A 16,954-nucleotide genomic window follows, 5' to 3' on the forward strand; every position below is an offset into this window, starting at 1 on the left:
GCGCCCAGATGGCTCCGTTTCTTATGGAGTGGGAGATGACGGCGCTGCGGCGCGAGTGGCTGCCTGCCGGTGCTACGCGGTCTGGGGCAGGTGCGCTCTGGGCGCTCGTGCTCGACGGCGCCGCGACCCTCGAGACGGCGGGTGCCCGCCGGCAGGTGCTGCCCGGCGACGCTGTGCTCGTCGATCCCCGGACGGCGCACCGGCTCACGGCCGACGTCGAGACCGACATCGCGCACGGGGACCTGCGGCAGGTCGTCCCCACCGCGCCGCTGCCGAGCCCGCTGATCCTGCCTGGGTTCGCCGCTGAGCACCGCGGCGTCGTCGCGCTGGTGACCACCTGCCCGCTCAAGGCGAAGTCCAGCCCCGACCTGTTCGCCCGGAGCTACGCGGGCCTTATCGGGGCGGCGGTGACGTCGCTGTGGCAGGCGGCCGAGCGGCTCGGTGACCACCCGGGGCACGCGGGCGACGCGGGCGACGATCCGAACGGCCCGCCCGACGCCGAGGTCGCCGACGTTGTGGCGGCCCTGGCGGCCCGGCCGGGCGAGTCGTGGACCCTCGACCGGATGGCGGGAATGGTGCACCTCTCGCGCTCCGCCCTGACGGAGCGCTTCCGCCGGGCGACCGGGCACAGCCCGATGCGGATGCTGCGCGAGGTGCGGATGCACCGGGCTCGCCTGCTCCTCGCCGACGAGTACCTGCCGGTCACGCGGGTCGCGTTCGACGTGGGGTACGGCTCGGTCGCGGCGTTCAGCCGAGCGTTCGCCGCGGAACACGGCGCGTCGCCGCTGGCGTGGCGCGCCGCGCCGTCACCCGTGGCGCCGGGCCCCCTGGACCTTGCGACGTCGCGCATGGAGACCCCGCCCGCTCGCGGGGCGTCAGGTGCGAGGTACGCGCATGAACGCCCAGCCGATACCGGCGGCCACCGTCGCGCCCGCGCCAACCACGAGCAGAAGGCCGACGCCGTGCCCGTCCAGTAGTACCCCGCCCAGGGCAGAGCCCGCGGTGATCGCGATCTGGAAGGCCGTGACCTGCAGGGCTATGGCGGACTCGGCCCGTTCGGACTCCACCCGCGTGACCCACAGCTGGGTGGCGACGGGGACCATGTTGAACGCGAAGCCCCACAGCACCACAGCGACCGTCAGCACCGGCACGGACGAGGCGGTCGCCGTCAGCAGCAGGGCGGCGCCGAGCGCGATGGGCGCCGCCGCGGCCAGCTGCCGCAGCCGGCCCGAGAGCATCCCGGCCAGGATCGGCCCGGCGACGCCGCCGACGCCCCACGCCAGCAGCATCCACATGGTGGCGCCCGGGTCCACCTGGTCGATGGCGATGCGGATGTACGGGTAGGCCGCGAAGTTGCCGAAGGCGACCAGCACCACGCAGCCGATGCCCGCCATCAGCCGCTTGTTGCGCAGCGCCTCACGCAGCATCCGCAGGCCCGCCGTCGGGTGGGCGGGAACGGACGGGAGAGCCACCGCGAGCGCGACGGCGCTGAGCGCGCACAGGGCGGCGGCGCCGCCGAACGCCGTCCGCCAGCCGACGGCGTCGCCCACGAGCGAGCCGAGAGGGACGCCGAGCACCGTCGCGATGCTGACGCCGAACGAGAGCGCTGACGAGACCACGTGGTTCCTGCCCGGGACCGCGTGCGTACCCGCGCCGAAGGCGAACGACCAGTACCCGGCGATCGCCACCCCGAGCAGGAGCCGGCCGACCAGCAGCACGGCGAAGCTGGGCGCGACGGCGACCGCGAGGTTCGACAGGGCGGCGGCCGCGAGCAGGGCGAGCAACACTGTGCGCCGGTCGGTCCGGGGGAGCAGCACCGCGATGCTGGGCGCGGTGAGCGCACCGGCGATCGCCGTCGCGGCCACGGCCAGGCCGGCCGTGCCCTCGGTGACGCCGACGTCGGCCGCGAGGGCCGGCAGCACGCTCGCGGGCAGGAACTCGCTGGCGACCAGCATCGCGATCCCGAACGAGAGCGCGACGACGGGTGTCCAGGTCGGGTTGCCCGGCGGGGCGGTGATCCGGGCGCTGGTCGGTACGCTCGGTGCGGCGCTCTGGGTCGGCATGGTCCCCAGCCTGTGCGCGGCGTGCGCTCGGTGGTTGATCGTGCGGCGGGCGCTGTTGATCGCCCGACCTCAGGCGCCGGTCGGCGCGCGCCCCGCCCGGTCCTGCCGCCAGGCACGGATCCCCGCGACCACCGACGCCGCGATGACCACGGCGGCCACGACGTACGCGATCGGCCGCACCGACGGGTCCGACGCCGCGAAGTACCCGAGCACCGTGATGAGCATGCCCCAGCTCACCGCCCCGAAGATGTTCGCCGTGAGGAACCGCAGGTAGGGCATCCCCGCGACGCCCGCGATGACCGGCACGAACACGCGCGCCCAGGGCATGTAGCGGCCGATCACCACCGACCACCAGCCGAACAGGTCGTAGAACCGCTCGGTGCGCACCACCGTGGCCTGTACCCAGCGACCCTTGCGGGAGCTCAGGTACGGCCGCCCGTACCGGCGTCCCAGCAGGAACGCGACCTGGTCGCCCGCCACGGCCGCGATGCCGACGCCGATCGCGAGCACCCAGATGTCGATGCGGTCGGTGGTCCCGGCCACGATCCCTGCCCCGAACAGCAGCCCGTCCCCGGTGAGGAACGGGATGAAGACGCCGACGAAGAACGCGGTTCCGACGAACACCAGGCCCCAGACGACCAGGTAGAAGGTCAGGGGGCCGAGCACGTCGAGCCAGCCGGCGACGTCGTCGGACACCGTGGTTCTGATCATCGTGGGTGTCCTCCGGTCCTGACAGGAAAGTCCTGTTAGGACACCCTAAGGCGTTCGGCGCCCGGTCCGGTCACGCCCCCGGCCGGTCGACGACGCGGGACATCACGAGCGCCGTACGCGTCTTGACCACGTGCGTGACGGTCCGGATACGTTCCACCACGTGCTCGATCTGCTCCATGTTCGCCGCCATGACGTGCACTATCGCGTCGGCGTCGCCGGTCACCGTCGAGACCCGCACCACCTCGGGGATGGGGGCGAAGTCGCGTTCGAGCACGGCGGGTGACACGATGCCGGAGCAGAAGATCTCGACGTAGCCCTCCAGGGTCCAGCCCATCGCCTGCGGGTCCACGCGGACGGTGAAGCCGGCGATCTCCCCGCGCGCGAGCATCAGGTCCACGCGCCGCTTCACGGCGGGGGCCGAGAGCCCCACGACGCTGCCGACCTCCTGGTAGGTGGCGCGCCCGTCGCGCAGTAGTTCTCCGACGATCGCCCGGTTCACAGCATCCATGAACGAATCGTTCAATACTGCGTGCGATTGCGCAAGAATTCGCTGCTGAATGCGCAACGGATGTTCGCCTGTTGTGAATCGGCGGGGCCGTAGCCTCACGGCATGACGCAGACCACCGCGCAGCGGACCGCCACGCCGCGGCACTACCTCATGTGCCCGCCCACGTACTTCGACGTCGTCTATGCCATCAACCCGTGGATGGACCCGTCCTCGCCGGTCGACAGCGCGAAGGCGCTCGCACAGTGGGAGGCGCTCCGCGCCGCCTACGAGGCGCGCGGCCACCGGGTCGACGTCATCGAGCCCGAGCCGGGCCTGCCCGACATGGTCTACGCGGCCAACGGCGGCATCGTCGTCGGCGGGCGGGCGCTCGCCGCCCGGTTCACTCACGCCGAGCGCGCGGCCGAAGGCCCCGCCTACGACCGCTGGTTCGAGACGTCCGGCGAGCCGGCCTACCGCCGGCTGGGCGAGGCCGTCGAGACCATGGAGGGCGAGGGCGACCTGCTGCTCGTCGGCAAGGTGCTGCTCGCCGGCACCGGCTTCCGCACCACGCCCGCCGGGCACGCGGAGGTCGCCGAGCGCCTGGAGCTGGCCGCGCAGGGGATCGAGCTGGTCCCGCTCGAGCTGGTCGACCCGCGCTACTACCACCTCGACACGGCGCTCTCGGTGCTCGACGACGGCGCCGTCTCCGGCGAGACCGTCGTCGCCTACCACCCCGAGGCGTTCAGCCCCGCCGCCCAGGAGACCCTGCGCGCGCTGTTCCCCGACGCGATCCTCGTGGGCGCGGACGACGCCGCCGTGCTCGGCCTGAACGTCGTCTCCGACGGGCTGCACGTGTTCCTCAGCGAGCACGCCAAGGACTACGCCGACGCGCTCAAGGAGCGCGGGTTCGTGCCCGTCGGCATCGACCTGTCGGAGATCTTCAAGGGCGGCGGCTCCGTCAAGTGCTGCACGCTCGAGCTGCGCCCGGCGCCGGACGCGATCGCCGCCATCACCGTCACCCCCGAGGAGGACCAGCGATGACCACCGTCCCGTACCTCGACGTCGCCGCCACCGCCCGTTGGGTCGCCCGCCGCGGCCCCGAGGCCGCGATCGCCGCCCTCACGGACGCGCTGGAGCGCGACTTCGCCCGCTGGCCCGAGCTCGACAAGCGGCCGCGCATCGCCTCGCACTCGAAGGAGGGCGTCATCGAGCTCATGCCCACCTCCGACGCCGAGACCTACGGGTTCAAGCTCGTCAACGGGCACCCGCTCAACCCGTCGCTCGGGTTCCAGACGGTGACGGCGATCGGCATGCTGGCCTCCGTCCGTAACGGGTACCCGACGTTCCTCGCGGAGATGACGCTGCTCACCGCGCTGCGCACGGCCGCGACGTCGGCGCTGGCCGCCCGCTACCTCGCGCCGGCCGAGTCCCGGACGCTGGCCCTGATCGGCTGCGGCTCGCAGGCCGAGTTCCAGGCGCTCGGCATGCGGGCGGAGCTGGGCATCGAGACGCTGCGCATCTTCGACGTCGACCGGGACGCGATGGACAAGCTCGCGCGGCACGCCAAGGCGCTCGGCTTCGACGTCGTGCTGGCCGACGACGCCGCTGACGCGGCCCGGGGCGCCGACGTCATCACCACGTGCACCGCCGACAAGCAGAACGCGACGGTGCTGCACGACGCCGACGTGCCCGCCGGGGTGTTCATCAACGCGATCGGGGGCGACTGCCCGGGCAAGACCGAGCTGGACCCGGCCACCGTCGCCCGCGCGAGCGTGTTCGTGGAGCTCCCGGAACAGACCCGCATCGAGGGCGAGATCCAGCGCCAGGCTGCCGACTTCCCGGTCACCGAGCTCTGGCAGGTCGTCACGGGGCAGCTGCCGGGCCGGCAGAGCGAGGACGAGCTGGTCGTGTGGGACTCCGTCGGCTTCGCCGTGGAGGACTGGACCGCGCTGAAGTTCGTGCTCGACGACGTCACCGCGAACGCGCCGGAGCTGCTCCAGCACCTCGACCTGATTGCGGAGCCGGAGGACCCGAAGGACCTGTTCTCCCTGGTAGCAAACGCCTGACGCCTTTGTTGTGGGCGTGATCGTTGCGACTACCTGCCCGGTTTAGGCGCAACGATCGCGCCCACAACAAGGTGTTTGTCAGAGGAGCTGGGCGCGGAGGGGTGGTTCTGCCTCGAAGTCGTGGAAGGGGTGGACCGGGGCCGCCAGGCGGTGGTGGCCCAGCCGGAGCAGGTCCTGGTCCACGCCACCCGGGGTGAGCATGAGCATCCAGTCGGCCGCCATGTCGTAGAGGTCGGGTTCGAGGTAGCCGATCTTGACGACCACGACGTCGGTGCCGCGCGGGTCCAGCCCGATAGAGGTGAAGTCGGACTCCAGGTGGTACGGCTTGCGCCGCTCCGTGAGGATCACGCGCAGCCCGTCCACGCGGACCACGGCGACGATCCCGGCGTCGGGGTCGCCCTCGCTCACGTGCTCCACGACGCCGCGCAGCCGGACGGGCCCGTGCGGGCCGTCGTCGACCCGGGCGCCGGCCTCGACGTCCACAGCGGCCCCCGCGCCGTGCGCCGCGAAGGCGTCGGCCACGGCGCGCGCGGCGGAGGCGTCGGGCAGGGAGGCGTAGATGGCCGTGCGGCCGCCCTCCTCCGGCAGGGTCCGGAACGCGGGCTCAGCCAGGAGCTGCGCCAGCGTCCAGGTGACGTCGCCCGCGCCGCCGGCGGTCGGGTTGTCGCCCGAGTCGGACAGGAAGTACGGTCGCTCGGCGCTCGCCAGGGCCTTTGCCACGCACTCCTCGTAGGGAGCGGCGGGCGCGACGAACTCGAAGTCGTCGCGCGCCTCCCAGTACTGCCGGGCAAGCTGCTCGGCCTCGCGCACGATGACCTCGGCGGAGTCGCCCGTGACGACGACGGCGGCCCGGCAGCTCGGCTCGTCTGCCCACGCGTACCCGACCCAGAGCGCGGCGTCGACCACGCCGGGCAGCTCGGCCACGCGGGCGACGTCGGCGTAGATGCTCTTCGCGGGCTCAATCCGCGTGCTGGTCTTCTCGCCCGGGAGCAGCACGGGCACCTGGAGCCACGCCTTCTTGGGCGCGCCGCCCTCTCGTAGTCGCGAGAGCAGGTTCGCGGCGGCGCGCTCCCGCGTCTCCCACACGTCCTCGTGCGGGGCCATGCGGTAGCAGGTGATCAGGTCGCTGGCCTCGGCCAGCTCCCGGGGCACGTTGCCGTGCAGGTCCATGGTGGTGCTGATGAGGGTTCCCGGCCCGATCGCGGCGCGCACGGCAGCCGCGAGGTCCGCCTCGGCGTCGTCCCGGCCGACGACGGTCATGGCGCCGTGGATGTCGAGGAGCACACCGTCGTACGCCCCGTGCTCGGCCTGCTGGGCGCGGAGCGTCGCGACTATCTCGTCGCGCACCGACTCGTAGACCTCGGCGGGGACCGCCCCGCCGGGCAGCGACCGGGCGTGCAGCACGCCGGTCCAGGCGGCGGCGTCGCGCAGGGGAGCGCCGTCGGCCAGGAACGGGTAGTGCCGGACCAGCTCGTCGCCGCGGCGGAGCGTGAAGGCCTCCCAGCCGGAGCGGTGCGGCGAGAACGTGCTGGACTCGATCGACATGCCGGCGATCGCCACCCGCGGGCGGGAGGTTGTCATCGTGGTCCTTCCAGCTCCAGGGCGTGCGGGACCAGCGCGTCCTCGAGCAGGCGGCCCACGCCCACCAGGTTCGCGTCGGCGCCAAGGGCGGACGGCGCGATCACCAGGTCGCGGGTCATGAGCGGGTGGGCGCCCTCGTAGATCTGGCTGCGGATCGCCGAGACGAACGGCTCGAGCGTGGACAGGGCTCCGCCCAGGTACACGGCGCCGGGGTTGAAGAAGTTGACGACGGCGCACAGCACCTCGCCCAGGTGCCGGCCCGCGGTCCGGGTCAGGGTGGTCGCCACCGGTTCGGCGTCGCGCACGAGGGCGAGGACGTCGGCGGTCGCGGCGACGTCGTACCCCTGCTCCCGGAGCAGCCGCACCAGGGCCGCGCCCGAGGCCACGGTCTCCAGGCAGCCGCGGTTCCCGCAGGAGCAGGGGGTGTCGCCGGCGGCGGCGATGCGCGTGTGCGTGATGTCGCCGGCGGCGCCACCCGCGCCGCGGTGCAGCCGGTCGTCGACCAGGATCCCGGCCCCGATCGCGCTGCCCGCCTTGACCGACACGGAGTGCCGCGTCCGGCGGGCGTGCCCGAAGTGCTCGCCCACGGCCATCGCGTTGGCGTCGTTCTCGACGACGGCGGGTACGTCCAGGGCGTCCTCCAGCCAGGAGCCGACGTCGAACCCCGACCAGCCGGGCATGCGCGACGGCGTGTCGAGGGCGCGGCGGGCGACGTCGACGGGGCCGGGCAGGGAGATGCCGACCCCGAGCAGCCGGCCGCCCTCGGGCGTACCGGCAAGCTCCCGCAGCGCGGCCGTGACCTGCATCAGCACCGGCTCGGGGCCGTCGGCCACCGAGAGCGCGACCTCCGTCGTCGTGGCGAGCTCGCCGCCGTGCCGCAGGATCCCGAGCCGGGCGTGGGTGCCGCCGATGTCGACGACGCCGAGGTACCCGGTGCTGCCGGGCACCCGCAGCGCTCGGGGGCGGCGTCCGCCGCTGGACGCGCCCTCGCCCGTCTCCTCCAGGGCGCCGGAGGCGAGCATCGCCTGCACCCGCTGCGAGACGGTGGACGGCGCGATGCCGAGCGACTCGGCGATCTCCTTGCGGGAGCGTGCGCGTCCGCTCGACACGAGCACGAGGATCTCCCGCTCGAGCCGCGGGGCGGCGACGCGGGGACGCGCGAGCTGGGCCACGGGCCTCCTTCGAACTTTTCATCGACATGGAACAAGTGCTGGCACGAGTCTGCACCACGGCCGACCCAGATCCGAACAAGTACCGCTTTTTGCGCTCCCGAATTAACAGTCTTGTTACGGATTCCGCATAGATGTCCGGAACTTAGTGCGTCTACGGTTCTGGAGCATTCGGCCGCCGAACAAAGCGCCCAGGCCCCAGAGGCTCCGGTGGTGACGGCCACGCGAACCCAAGGAGACCTCAGATGCGCACCACGCATGCCGGACGGGCCGCAAGGCTGGCCGTCGGCGCGGCCGCCGCCGTCGCCCTCCTCGCCGGATGCTCGACGTCCTCCGGTGAGGACGGGGCGGCCCGCCGCACCGACGTGAACTACGCCCTGCCCGCCAACGCGACCCCCAACTGGATCGTGCCGCTGGGCATCGCGGGCAAGCTCGCGACCCACAACTCCGCGATCATGCGCACCCTCTGGGAGCCGCTCGTCGCCTACGACGGCTCCGAGGGCGAGGTGGGACGCGTCGCGCAGGCCGATCTCGCCGACGAGATCACCTTCTCCGACGACGGCCGGTCCGTGACCATCACCCTCGACGACCGCACCTGGAGCGACGGCGAGCCCGTCACCTCCGCCGACGTGAAGTTCTGGTTCGACCTCGTCTCTGCCAACACGGACATCTGGGCCAGCTACTCCGAGGGCCGAATGCCCGACAACGTCACCGAGGTCGCCACCCCCGACGACACGACCGTCGAGCTCACCTTCGACAAGGTCTACAACCCGGAGTGGCTGCAGGCCTCCCAGCTCAACCTCATCGTTCCGCTGCCGGCCCACGCCTGGGCCAAGACGGCCGACGAGGAAGAGCCGGACCCGGCGCTCGCGGAGACCGAGCAGGGCGCGAAGGCGATCTTCGACTACCTCGTGACCGAGAGCGAGGACCTGGGCACCTACGCCTCCAACCCGCTGTGGCAGACGATCAACGGCCCGTACTCGCTCACCGGGTTCACGGACGCCGGAAAGGTCGAGCTGACCAAGAACGACAAGTACGACGGCGACGACGTCGCCTCGATCGACACGGTCAACCTGCTGCCGTACACGTCCACGGACGCCGAGGTGAACGCCGTGCGGTCCGGCGCCGTCGACTACGGGTACATCCCGACGACGGGGCTCGACGCGCCGGAGCAGTACGAGCAGCTGGACTACACGGTCGAGCCGTGGGCGGGCTGGTCGATCACCTACATGCCGTACAACTTCAACCACCCCGAGATGGGCCCGGTCTACCGCCAGCTCTACGTGCGGCAGGCGCTGCAGCACCTCGTCGACCAGGAGCAGATCTCCGACGTCATCTGGAAGGGTGCCGCCCTGCCGGGCTACGGCCCCGTGCCGCAGAACCCCGAGAGCGACTTCCTCTCCGACGAGCAGAAGGAGAACCCGTACCCGTTCGACCCGGAGGCAGCGGCGAAGCTGCTGGCCGACCACGGCTGGACCGCCGGCTCCGACGGCGTGCTCGAGTGCACGTCTCCCGGTGACGGGGACGAGGAGTGCGGCGAGGGCATCGAGCAGGGGCAGAAGCTCGCGATCACGATCCTGTCGCAGAGCGGGTCGGCCGAGACCGACAACATGTTCGCCGAGATCAAGTCCACCTTCGACCAGGCGGGCGTCGCCGTCGCCGTCGAGAGCGCACCGCTCAACACCGTGCTCTCGTCCATCCCCCGGTGCACGGCGGACCAGCCGGAGTGCGACTGGGAGCTGCCGTTCTTCGGCACGGCGGGCAGCTGGTACTTCGGCGGCTACCCGAGCGGCGAGCGGGTGTTCGGCACCGAAGCGGCGTCGAACTTCGGCTCCTACTCCGACGAGGAGCTCGACACCCTCATGCGCGACTCGACCGAGAGCACCGACCCGTCGGTGATGCGGGCGTACTCGAAGTACGGCGCGGAGAACCTCCCGGTGATGTGGCTGCCGAACCCCGTCTACCAGGTGTCGGTGATCAAGGACGGGCTTGAGGGCACCACGCAGGACCCGCTCGCCAGCTTCCACCCGCAGCGCTGGAGCTGGGCCGGCTGATATGACGACAGCCATCCCCGCATCTCCCGCAGGATCCGGAGTCGCCGCGCCAGGGCTTGCCACATCCCAGCGCGGCGGCTTCGGCCGCTTTCTGGTCCGGCGCGTGCTCCAGGCGCTCGCCGTGATCCTCGTGGTCAGCGTCATTGTGTTCGCGCTGCTGCACGCACTGCCGGGCGGCCCCGCCCGCGGCGTCCTCGGCCAGCAGGCCACACCGGAGCAGGTAGCGGCGTTCGAGGCCGCGAACGGCCTCGACCAGCCAGTCGTGCTGCAATACCTCTCGTTCTTGGGGCGTTCCCTCACGGGCGACCTGGGGGAGTCGTATCTGCTGAACCAGTCGGTCGCCGACGCGATAGGCCTGCGGCTGCCCAAGACGCTGCTGCTGACCGGCCTCTCGCTGGTCGCCGCGGTGATCATCGCGGTGCCGGTCGGCGTCTACCAGGCAGTACGCCGCAACCGCGCCGTCGACTACTGGCTCTCGACCCTCGCGATCGTGGCCTACTCGACCCCCACGTTCTTTCTCGGGATGTTGCTCATCCTCCTGCTCAGCCAGGGCGCGGGGCTGTTCCCCGCGGCTGCGCCGCAGGGCAACGGGGTCCTGGAGGTGCTGTCCCAGCCGGCCGGGCTGGTGCTGCCCGTGCTCACGGGCGCCGTGCCCATCGTGGCGACGTTCAGCCGCTACATGCGGTCCTCGACCCTGGACAACCTCGGCGAGGACTACGTCCGCACCGCCCGCGCCAAGGGCACCGCCTACCGGGACGTGGTGGTCAGGCACGTGCTGCGCAACTCGCTGACGCCGGTCGTGGCGATGCTCGGCTACTACCTGCCCGTCATGTTCGGCGGCGCGCTGGTCGTGGAGCAGCTGTTCAACTACCCGGGCATGGGCCTGCTGTTCTGGAGCGCCGCGCAGAGCAGCGACTTCCCGGTGCTGCTGGGCTGCGTGCTGGTCATCTCGGTCGCCACCGTCATGGGCTCCCTGCTGGCCGACGTCGTCCAGGCGCTCCTGGACCCGCGCACCCGGGGAGGTCTGCGATGACCGCGCTTCGCCGGTTCGCTACCAACAAGCTGGCCGTGGTCGGCGCGGTGGCCCTCGCGATTCTTGTGCTGTTCGCCCTGCTGGGCCCGCTGGTTTACCCGACGGAGCAGGTGGCGACCGACCTCGGCGCCGCCAACCTGCCGCCCGGCGTCGACGGGCATCCCCTGGGCACTGACGCGCTCGGCTATGACAACCTTGGCCGGCTCATGGTCGCCGGCCGGGTGTCCTTGCTGGTCGGCGTCCTGGCGGGGGCGCTGGCGACGGTGGTCGGCACGCTCTGGGGTGCTGTCGCCGGGTACGTGGGCGGGGTCGTGGACGCCGTCATGATGCGAGTGGTCGACGCCGGCATCGCGATCCCCGCGATCTTCCTGCTGCTGGTGCTCTCCACGATCGTGCGCCCGACGGTCGGCATGATGATCGTCGTGCTCGGCATGGTGTCGTGGCTAGTGCCCGCCCGGCTGATCCGGGCGGAGGCCCTGTCGGTCCGGACCCGCGACTACGTGGTGGCCGCCCGCGCCATGGGCGCCACCCACCGCCGCACGGTCCTGTCGCACGTCATCCCGAACACCGTCGGCACCGTGGTCGTCAACGCGACCTTCCAGGTCGCGGACGCCATCCTGCTCGTCGCGTACATCAGCTTCCTCGGGATGGGCATCCAGCCGCCCACGACCGACTGGGGCGCGATGCTCAACGACGGCATCAACTACATCTACCAGGGCGCGTGGTGGCTCATCCTGCCGCCTGGCCTCGCGATCGTCGTGGTCGTGTGCGCCCTGAACTTCGTGGGGGACGGGCTGCGGGACGTCGTCGACGTGAAGGGGAGGACGGCATGAGCGAGGTTGTCCTGCGCATCCGGGACCTGAACGTCACCTTCGCCACCGACGCGGGCGAGGTGCCCGCCGTGCGGGGCATCGATCTCGAGGTGCGGCGCGGCCGGGTGGTCGCCCTGGTGGGCGAGTCGGGCTCCGGCAAGAGCGTCACCTCGCTGTCCGTCCTGGGCCTGCTGCCCTCGACGGCGCGGATCACGGGTTCGGTCGCGCTGGCCGACGGCGGCACGCTGCGCGACGTCGTGACCGCTGCCGAGGACCAGCTCGTGGACCTGCGGGGCCGCGTGGCGTCCATGGTCTTCCAGGAGCCGATGACCGCGCTGAACCCGACCATGACCCTGGGCGACCAGGTCGCGGAGGCGGTGATGAATCACGAGCGCGTCCCGCGCGCCGTCGCCCGCGAACGGGCGGTCGGCCTCCTCCGGTCGGTCGGCATCCCCGACCCCGAGAGTCGCGCGCGCCAGTACCCGCACGAGCTGTCCGGCGGGCAGCGGCAGCGCGTGGTCATCGCCATCGCGCTGGCCTGCGAGCCGCGCCTGATCGTCGCGGACGAGCCGACGACGGCCCTCGACGCCACCGTGCAGGCCGAGATCCTGGACCTGCTGCGCGAGCTGGTCGCCGAGCGGGACACCGCGCTGCTGCTCGTCACGCACAACATGGGCGTGGTCGCGGACATCGCCGACGAGGTGGCGGTGATGAGCGGCGGCCGGATCGTGGAGCACGGGCTGGTGGAGCAGGTGCTGCTCGATCCTGCGCACGAGTACACGCGTACCCTGCTCGACGCCGTCCCGGCCGCCCCGCCGGCGAGCGCGGCCACTCGCGCGCCGAGCTTGTCGAGACCGGTCCCGACGGGCTCGACGGGGTCGACGGGCTCGATCAACGATCCGGAGATCTCGACAGGCTCGGCCAGCGGTCGGGAAGTAGTGCTCGACCTGCGCGGCGTCAGCCTCGACTACCGCGTGCAGGGCCGCCACGTCCGCGCGGTGGAGAGCCTCGACCTGACCGTGCGCGCGGGCGAGATGCTGGGGCTGGTCGGCGAGTCCGGCTCGGGCAAGTCGACGGCGGGGCGGGCCTGCCTCGGCCTGCTCGCGCCGTCGGAGGGCGAGGTGCTGCTGCTCGGGGCCTCCGTCGCGCGCGCCCGGGGCCGGGCGCGCCGGCGCCTGCTGGCCGACGTCGGCGTCGTGTTCCAGGACCCGGGCGGGTCACTGGACCCGCGCAAGGTCGTGGGCGAGTCGATCGCCGAGCCGCTGGCGATCCACGGTCGCGACGGGCGGCGCCTGTCGGCGACGGAGCGCCGGGCGCGGGTCGGCGAGCTGCTGGACGCGGTGCGGCTGCCCGCGGGCGCGGCGCGCCGCTACCCGCACGAGTTCTCCGGCGGGCAGCGCCAGCGCATCGGTCTGGCGCGCGCCCTGGCGCTGCGCCCGCGCCTGCTGGTGGCCGACGAGCCGACGAGCGCCCTCGACGTCTCCGTGCAGGCCGAGGTGCTGCAGGTGCTGCGCGACCTGCACGCGGAGCTGGGGTTCGGCTGCCTGTTCATCAGCCACGACCTGGGCGTGGTGCACGAGCTGACCGATCGCGTCGCCGTGCTCCGGTCGGGGCGCCTCGTGGAGAGCGGCCCGACAGCCGAGGTGTTCAGCGCGCCGCGCGAGCAGTACACGGCTGAGCTGCTGGCGTCCGTCCCGACGCCGGACCCGGGGGCGCAGCGCGAGCGCCGCGAGGCTCGGCTGCGGCTGGTATCGGGTGCCGCGTCCGGCGCCGCCCGATGACGGGAGGGGCCACAGCGGGTGTCGACATCGGCGGTACGAAGATCCGCGCCGCCGTCGTCACGCCCGACGGTGAGGTGCTCGCCTCGGCGACCGCGCCCACTCCGTCAGGCGGCGAGGCGATGCTCGACGTCTCGGCGGACCTCGTCGCGCGCGCAACGGCCTCGGCCGGGACGCCGGTGGCGGCCGTCGGTGTCGGTGCGGCGGGCGTCGTCGACCCCGGGACGGGCGAGGTGCTAGCGGCGAGCGACTCCTTTGTCGCCTGGGTCGGCACGAACCTGCGCGCCGGTCTCGCGTCCCGGACCGGCCTGCCGGTCACTGCCGCGAACGACGTCGACTCGTTCCTCGTGGGCGAGGCGACCTGGGGCGCCGTCCGGGGCGTCAGGTCGGCGGCGGGGATCGCGCTCGGGACCGGTGTCGGGGGAGCGCTCTGGCTGAACGGCGCGCTGTATCGCGGTGCCGGCGCGGCCGGGGAGATCGGGCACATGCCCGGGTTCGGCGACGCGAGGTGCACGTGCGGCCAGCGCGGTCACCTGGAGACGCTGGCGTCGGGGCGTTCCGTCGAGCGGCGGTACGCGGAGCTCGCCGGTGGTGGTGCTGGGGATGTTGGCGCCACTCAGATCGAGGCCCGAGCGCGCGCCGGCGACCGGACGGCGGTCCGGGTGCTCGCCGACGCCGGGCGGGCCGTGGGGTCGGCGGTCCTCGTGCTGGCGGCGCTCCTCGACGTCGGACGCGTGGTGGTGGGTGGCGGCCTCGCCCGCGCCTGGGACCTGCTGGAACCGGCGCTCCTGGCGCGGATCCGCGACGAACCGCCGGTGTCGGGGCACACGGTCGAGGTGCGCCCGGCGGTGCTCGGCGGGGACGCGACGGTGGTGGGCGCGGCGGCCCTGGCGAGGAGCGGGCTGTGACGACTGACTGGACGTGTCGGCTCTTGACGCCGGGGGAAACAGATACCCGCCGGGTGGGTAACGGACAGGTAGCAATGCTCCCTGTGCGTTACCCACCCGGCGGGATCATGATTCCCCCGGCGCGGCAGCCTGCGCCGCGCCGGCTGGTCAGGCGGCGGTGGTGACCTCGATGCGCTGCGGCGTCGTGCCGGCGAAGACGCCGGGCACGGTGACCGTCAGGACGCCCGCGTCGTAGGACGCGCGGACGGCGTCGCCGTCCACGGTCTTCGGCAGCGTGACGACACGGCGGAAGGAACCGAAGCGGACCTCCGAGATGCGGCGGCCCTCGGACTCCTCCGAACGCTGGTCCTTGCGCTCGCCGCGTACGACGAGCTTGCGGCCCTCGACCTCGACGGTGATGTCGTCGGCCGGGTCGACGCCGGGCAGGTCGAGGCGGGCGACGAGGTCCTCGCCCTCACGGTAGACGTCGGCCGCGGGCACGGGGCCCTCGTTGACGGCGAGCTGCGGGCTCCACGAGTCGCGCAGCCAGGTGTGGGCGAACGGTGAACGGGTCAGAACGGTGGTCATGTTGTTCTCCTCCGGATCGGATTGATGATCGGTACAACCTGAGTCGACCCGACTCAATTTCCGGATTCGCTGACGGCGGACGACGACGGCTGGGTTCAGGCCGCGCGGGCGCGGACTCCGATGCGTAGGCCGAGGTCGCCGAGCTCGTCCAGCAGAGCGACCGTGCCCCAGACCTGGTTTCGCGTGCGGTCTGTGAGCGGCCGGATGATTCCGCCGTCGCGCAGCCGGCCGATGGCCGCATGCACGGTGGAGATCGCGCCACCAGTCATGGCCTCTGCATCCTCGGACGAGAAGACCGGGTGAGCAGGCAGTGTGTCGAGGAGCGCTGCGGCAAGGGCCCTCGCGATCCGGTACGTCATGTCGTACTTCGGCGGGCTGTGGGCCGGGGTGGCGTTGGTGCTGGCCATCGCCCTTGCCGCAGTGGTGCTGGCCGCACGCGAGACGCTGCGTGGGCTCACGCCCCGGCTGGCGGGTCTTGTCATTGTCGCTGTGGCGGCGTCGCTGGTAGTGGGGTGCGCGCTCGGGGCGGTCGCGGCCGCCGTCGGGACGGTCGCGTATGTCGAGGAGGCACTCGGCCGAGGTGCGGTCGTCGCGTTTGCAGGGCTGGTCGCGACGGCGGCTCTTGCCGACCGGCTCTTGGCCGCCCGAGGTGCCGACCGCATCAGTGCCGCGTGATCGTCAGCCTTGTCCCGTCCTCGCCTACGACGAGCTCCGCCTCGCCGCCGACCGGGAACGTGAGCAGCGGGCTCGTGTGCCCGAAGTCCACGCCGGCCAGGACAGGCTTGCCGCGCAGCGCCGGCTGGCGCGCCACGATCTCGTCGAGCGCCTCACGCGTCACGGCGGAGGCGGCCTGGAACCGGCCGATGACCAGCCCTTTCACGCCGTCGGCGTCGGGCAGCTGGAGCAGCGAGGTGAGCTGCCGCGCGACGTGGGCAGCGTCCGACTCGAAGGCGTCCTCGAGGAACAGCAGTGCGCCGTCCAGCGACGGCATGTAGGCGGTGCCCTGCAGCAGGCTGAGCGTGCCGAGGTTGCCGCCGACGATCCGGCCGGAGGCCTGCCCCGGGCGCAGCGGCCACCAGCCCTCGTTCGGGACCGGGGTGCGGGCGTCCTGGTCGGCGAACCACATGTCGTCGGTCCAGGCGGGCGCGGGTTCGACCGCGATCGGGGCGTCGTTGGTCACCGCGGCGCGGAACCAGTCGCCGGTGGGCTCGAAGTGGTCGCGCATGCCCCAGCTCGACCAGTGCGGGCCGGAGTACGTGACCAGGCCGGTGCGGGCCAGGATCGCGTTCTGCAGCGCGGTGATGTCCGAGTATCCGCAGAAGACCTTCGGGTTGGCCGCGATGAGGTCGAAGTCCAGGTGGGGGAGCAGTTCGTTGCTGTTGAACCCGCCGATCACGGTGATGATCCCCGCCACGCCAGGGTCGGCGAACGCGGCGTGCAGGTCTGCCACCCGGTGCTCGATCGAGGTGCTGCGGAACTGGTCGTCCTCGTCGACATGCTCGCCGAACGTGAGGGTGAGCCCCATGGCGGCGAACCGTTCGTCGATCCACCGGGTGTTGTCGTGCTCCATGATCATCGACCGCGACCTTGCGGGCGCGACCACCCGGACGGTGTCACCGGGACGGAGCTTGGGCGGGACGACGGTCTGTGCTGACTCGAACATGCCCGCAGCCTAGGGCGACGTCTTCTCCTCGGCTCTCGCACCTCGGCGGCGTACGAGTGTGC

General features: G+C 72.4%; 17 protein-coding genes. 9 read left to right on the forward strand and 8 right to left on the reverse strand.

Annotation, left to right across the window (positions count from 1 at the left end; translation table 11 throughout):
• Positions 1 to 8: 8 nt before the first annotated feature.
• Positions 9 to 977 (forward strand): AraC family transcriptional regulator, encoded by a 969-nt coding sequence (locus IE250_RS12000; protein ID WP_189669509.1) that lies wholly within the window; start codon positions 9 to 11, stop codon positions 975 to 977.
• Here IE250_RS12000 and IE250_RS12005 read toward each other — a convergent pair.
• The 3 genes from IE250_RS12005 to IE250_RS12015 form a co-directional block, all read right to left on the reverse strand.
• On the reverse strand, positions 876 to 2,063 hold the full coding sequence (locus IE250_RS12005) for an MFS transporter (protein WP_189669510.1): 1,188 nt from the start codon (positions 2,061 to 2,063) through the stop codon (positions 876 to 878). The two genes, IE250_RS12000 and IE250_RS12005, sit on opposite strands and share 102 nt — an antisense overlap.
• Before the next feature lie 69 nt (positions 2,064 to 2,132).
• Entirely contained in the window at positions 2,133 to 2,774 is a 642-nt protein-coding gene (locus IE250_RS12010) for a DedA family protein (protein WP_189669511.1), read from the reverse strand.
• Between the two features lie 70 nt (positions 2,775 to 2,844).
• Entirely contained in the window at positions 2,845 to 3,282 is a 438-nt protein-coding gene (locus IE250_RS12015) for an Lrp/AsnC family transcriptional regulator (RefSeq protein WP_189669512.1), read from the reverse strand.
• Between the two features lie 102 nt (positions 3,283 to 3,384).
• Between IE250_RS12015 and ddaH the strand changes: the two genes are divergently transcribed.
• Positions 3,385 to 4,302, forward strand: coding sequence for a dimethylargininase (gene ddaH / locus IE250_RS12020; protein ID WP_189669513.1), 918 nt, complete (start codon positions 3,385 to 3,387; stop codon positions 4,300 to 4,302).
• Positions 4,299 to 5,327, forward strand: a complete 1,029-nt coding sequence (gene ocd / locus IE250_RS12025; RefSeq protein WP_189669514.1) for an ornithine cyclodeaminase — start codon at positions 4,299 to 4,301, stop codon at positions 5,325 to 5,327. Before ddaH ends, ocd begins: the two co-directional genes overlap by 4 nt.
• 78 nt (positions 5,328 to 5,405) lie before the next feature.
• On the opposite strand, the gene IE250_RS12030 is transcribed toward ocd, so the two are convergent.
• Positions 5,406 to 6,908: a M81 family metallopeptidase gene (locus tag IE250_RS12030; protein WP_189669515.1), complete on the reverse strand. Its 1,503-nt coding sequence runs from the start codon at positions 6,906 to 6,908 to the stop codon at positions 5,406 to 5,408.
• Complete coding sequence (locus tag IE250_RS12035) at positions 6,905 to 8,080, reverse strand: ROK family transcriptional regulator (RefSeq protein WP_189669516.1); 1,176 nt, start codon at positions 8,078 to 8,080, stop codon at positions 6,905 to 6,907. Before IE250_RS12035 ends, IE250_RS12030 begins: the two co-directional genes overlap by 4 nt.
• A 242-nt stretch (positions 8,081 to 8,322) precedes the next feature.
• Between IE250_RS12035 and IE250_RS12040 the strand changes: the two genes are divergently transcribed.
• From IE250_RS12040 to IE250_RS12060, 5 genes are read left to right on the forward strand one after another with little or no spacing between them, the layout of a single operon-like run.
• The gene (locus IE250_RS12040; protein ID WP_189669517.1) at positions 8,323 to 10,131 is read left to right on the forward strand and encodes a peptide ABC transporter substrate-binding protein; all 1,809 of its coding nucleotides are present in this window, start codon (positions 8,323 to 8,325) and stop codon (positions 10,129 to 10,131) included.
• Between the two features lies 1 nt (position 10,132).
• Positions 10,133 to 11,164: an ABC transporter permease gene (locus IE250_RS12045; protein WP_229872380.1), complete on the forward strand. Its 1,032-nt coding sequence runs from the start codon at positions 10,133 to 10,135 to the stop codon at positions 11,162 to 11,164.
• The gene (locus IE250_RS12050) at positions 11,161 to 11,997 is read left to right on the forward strand and encodes an ABC transporter permease (protein WP_189669518.1); all 837 of its coding nucleotides are present in this window, start codon (positions 11,161 to 11,163) and stop codon (positions 11,995 to 11,997) included. Before IE250_RS12045 ends, IE250_RS12050 begins: the two co-directional genes overlap by 4 nt.
• Positions 11,994 to 13,757, forward strand: coding sequence for a dipeptide ABC transporter ATP-binding protein (locus IE250_RS12055; protein WP_189669519.1), 1,764 nt, complete (start codon positions 11,994 to 11,996; stop codon positions 13,755 to 13,757). Before IE250_RS12050 ends, IE250_RS12055 begins: the two co-directional genes overlap by 4 nt.
• A complete protein-coding gene (locus IE250_RS12060; RefSeq protein ID WP_189669520.1) occupies positions 13,754 to 14,662 on the forward strand; it encodes an ROK family protein in 909 nt (302 codons plus the stop codon). The genes IE250_RS12055 and IE250_RS12060 overlap by 4 nt, the downstream gene beginning before the upstream one ends.
• A gap of 147 nt (positions 14,663 to 14,809) precedes the next feature.
• Here the strand turns inward: IE250_RS12060 and IE250_RS12065 are convergent, their stop codons facing one another.
• Both IE250_RS12065 and IE250_RS12070 read right to left on the reverse strand, forming a co-directional pair.
• The gene (locus IE250_RS12065) at positions 14,810 to 15,229 is read right to left on the reverse strand and encodes an Hsp20/alpha crystallin family protein (protein WP_189669521.1); all 420 of its coding nucleotides are present in this window, start codon (positions 15,227 to 15,229) and stop codon (positions 14,810 to 14,812) included.
• Between the two features lie 95 nt (positions 15,230 to 15,324).
• Positions 15,325 to 15,498 (reverse strand): hypothetical protein, encoded by a 174-nt coding sequence (locus IE250_RS12070; RefSeq protein WP_189669522.1) that lies wholly within the window; start codon positions 15,496 to 15,498, stop codon positions 15,325 to 15,327.
• Between the two features lie 43 nt (positions 15,499 to 15,541).
• Between IE250_RS12070 and IE250_RS12075 the strand changes: the two genes are divergently transcribed.
• A complete protein-coding gene (locus IE250_RS12075; RefSeq protein ID WP_189669523.1) occupies positions 15,542 to 15,904 on the forward strand; it encodes a hypothetical protein in 363 nt (120 codons plus the stop codon).
• Here the strand turns inward: IE250_RS12075 and IE250_RS12080 are convergent.
• Entirely contained in the window at positions 15,891 to 16,892 is a 1,002-nt protein-coding gene (locus tag IE250_RS12080; RefSeq protein ID WP_189669524.1) for a S66 family peptidase, read from the reverse strand. The genes IE250_RS12075 and IE250_RS12080 overlap by 14 nt on opposite strands.
• Positions 16,893 to 16,954: the final 62 nt, after the last annotated feature.

Origin of the sequence: Promicromonospora soli (assembly GCF_014653785.1) — a bacterium.
Lineage (GTDB): Bacteria > Actinomycetota > Actinomycetes > Actinomycetales > Cellulomonadaceae > Promicromonospora > Promicromonospora soli.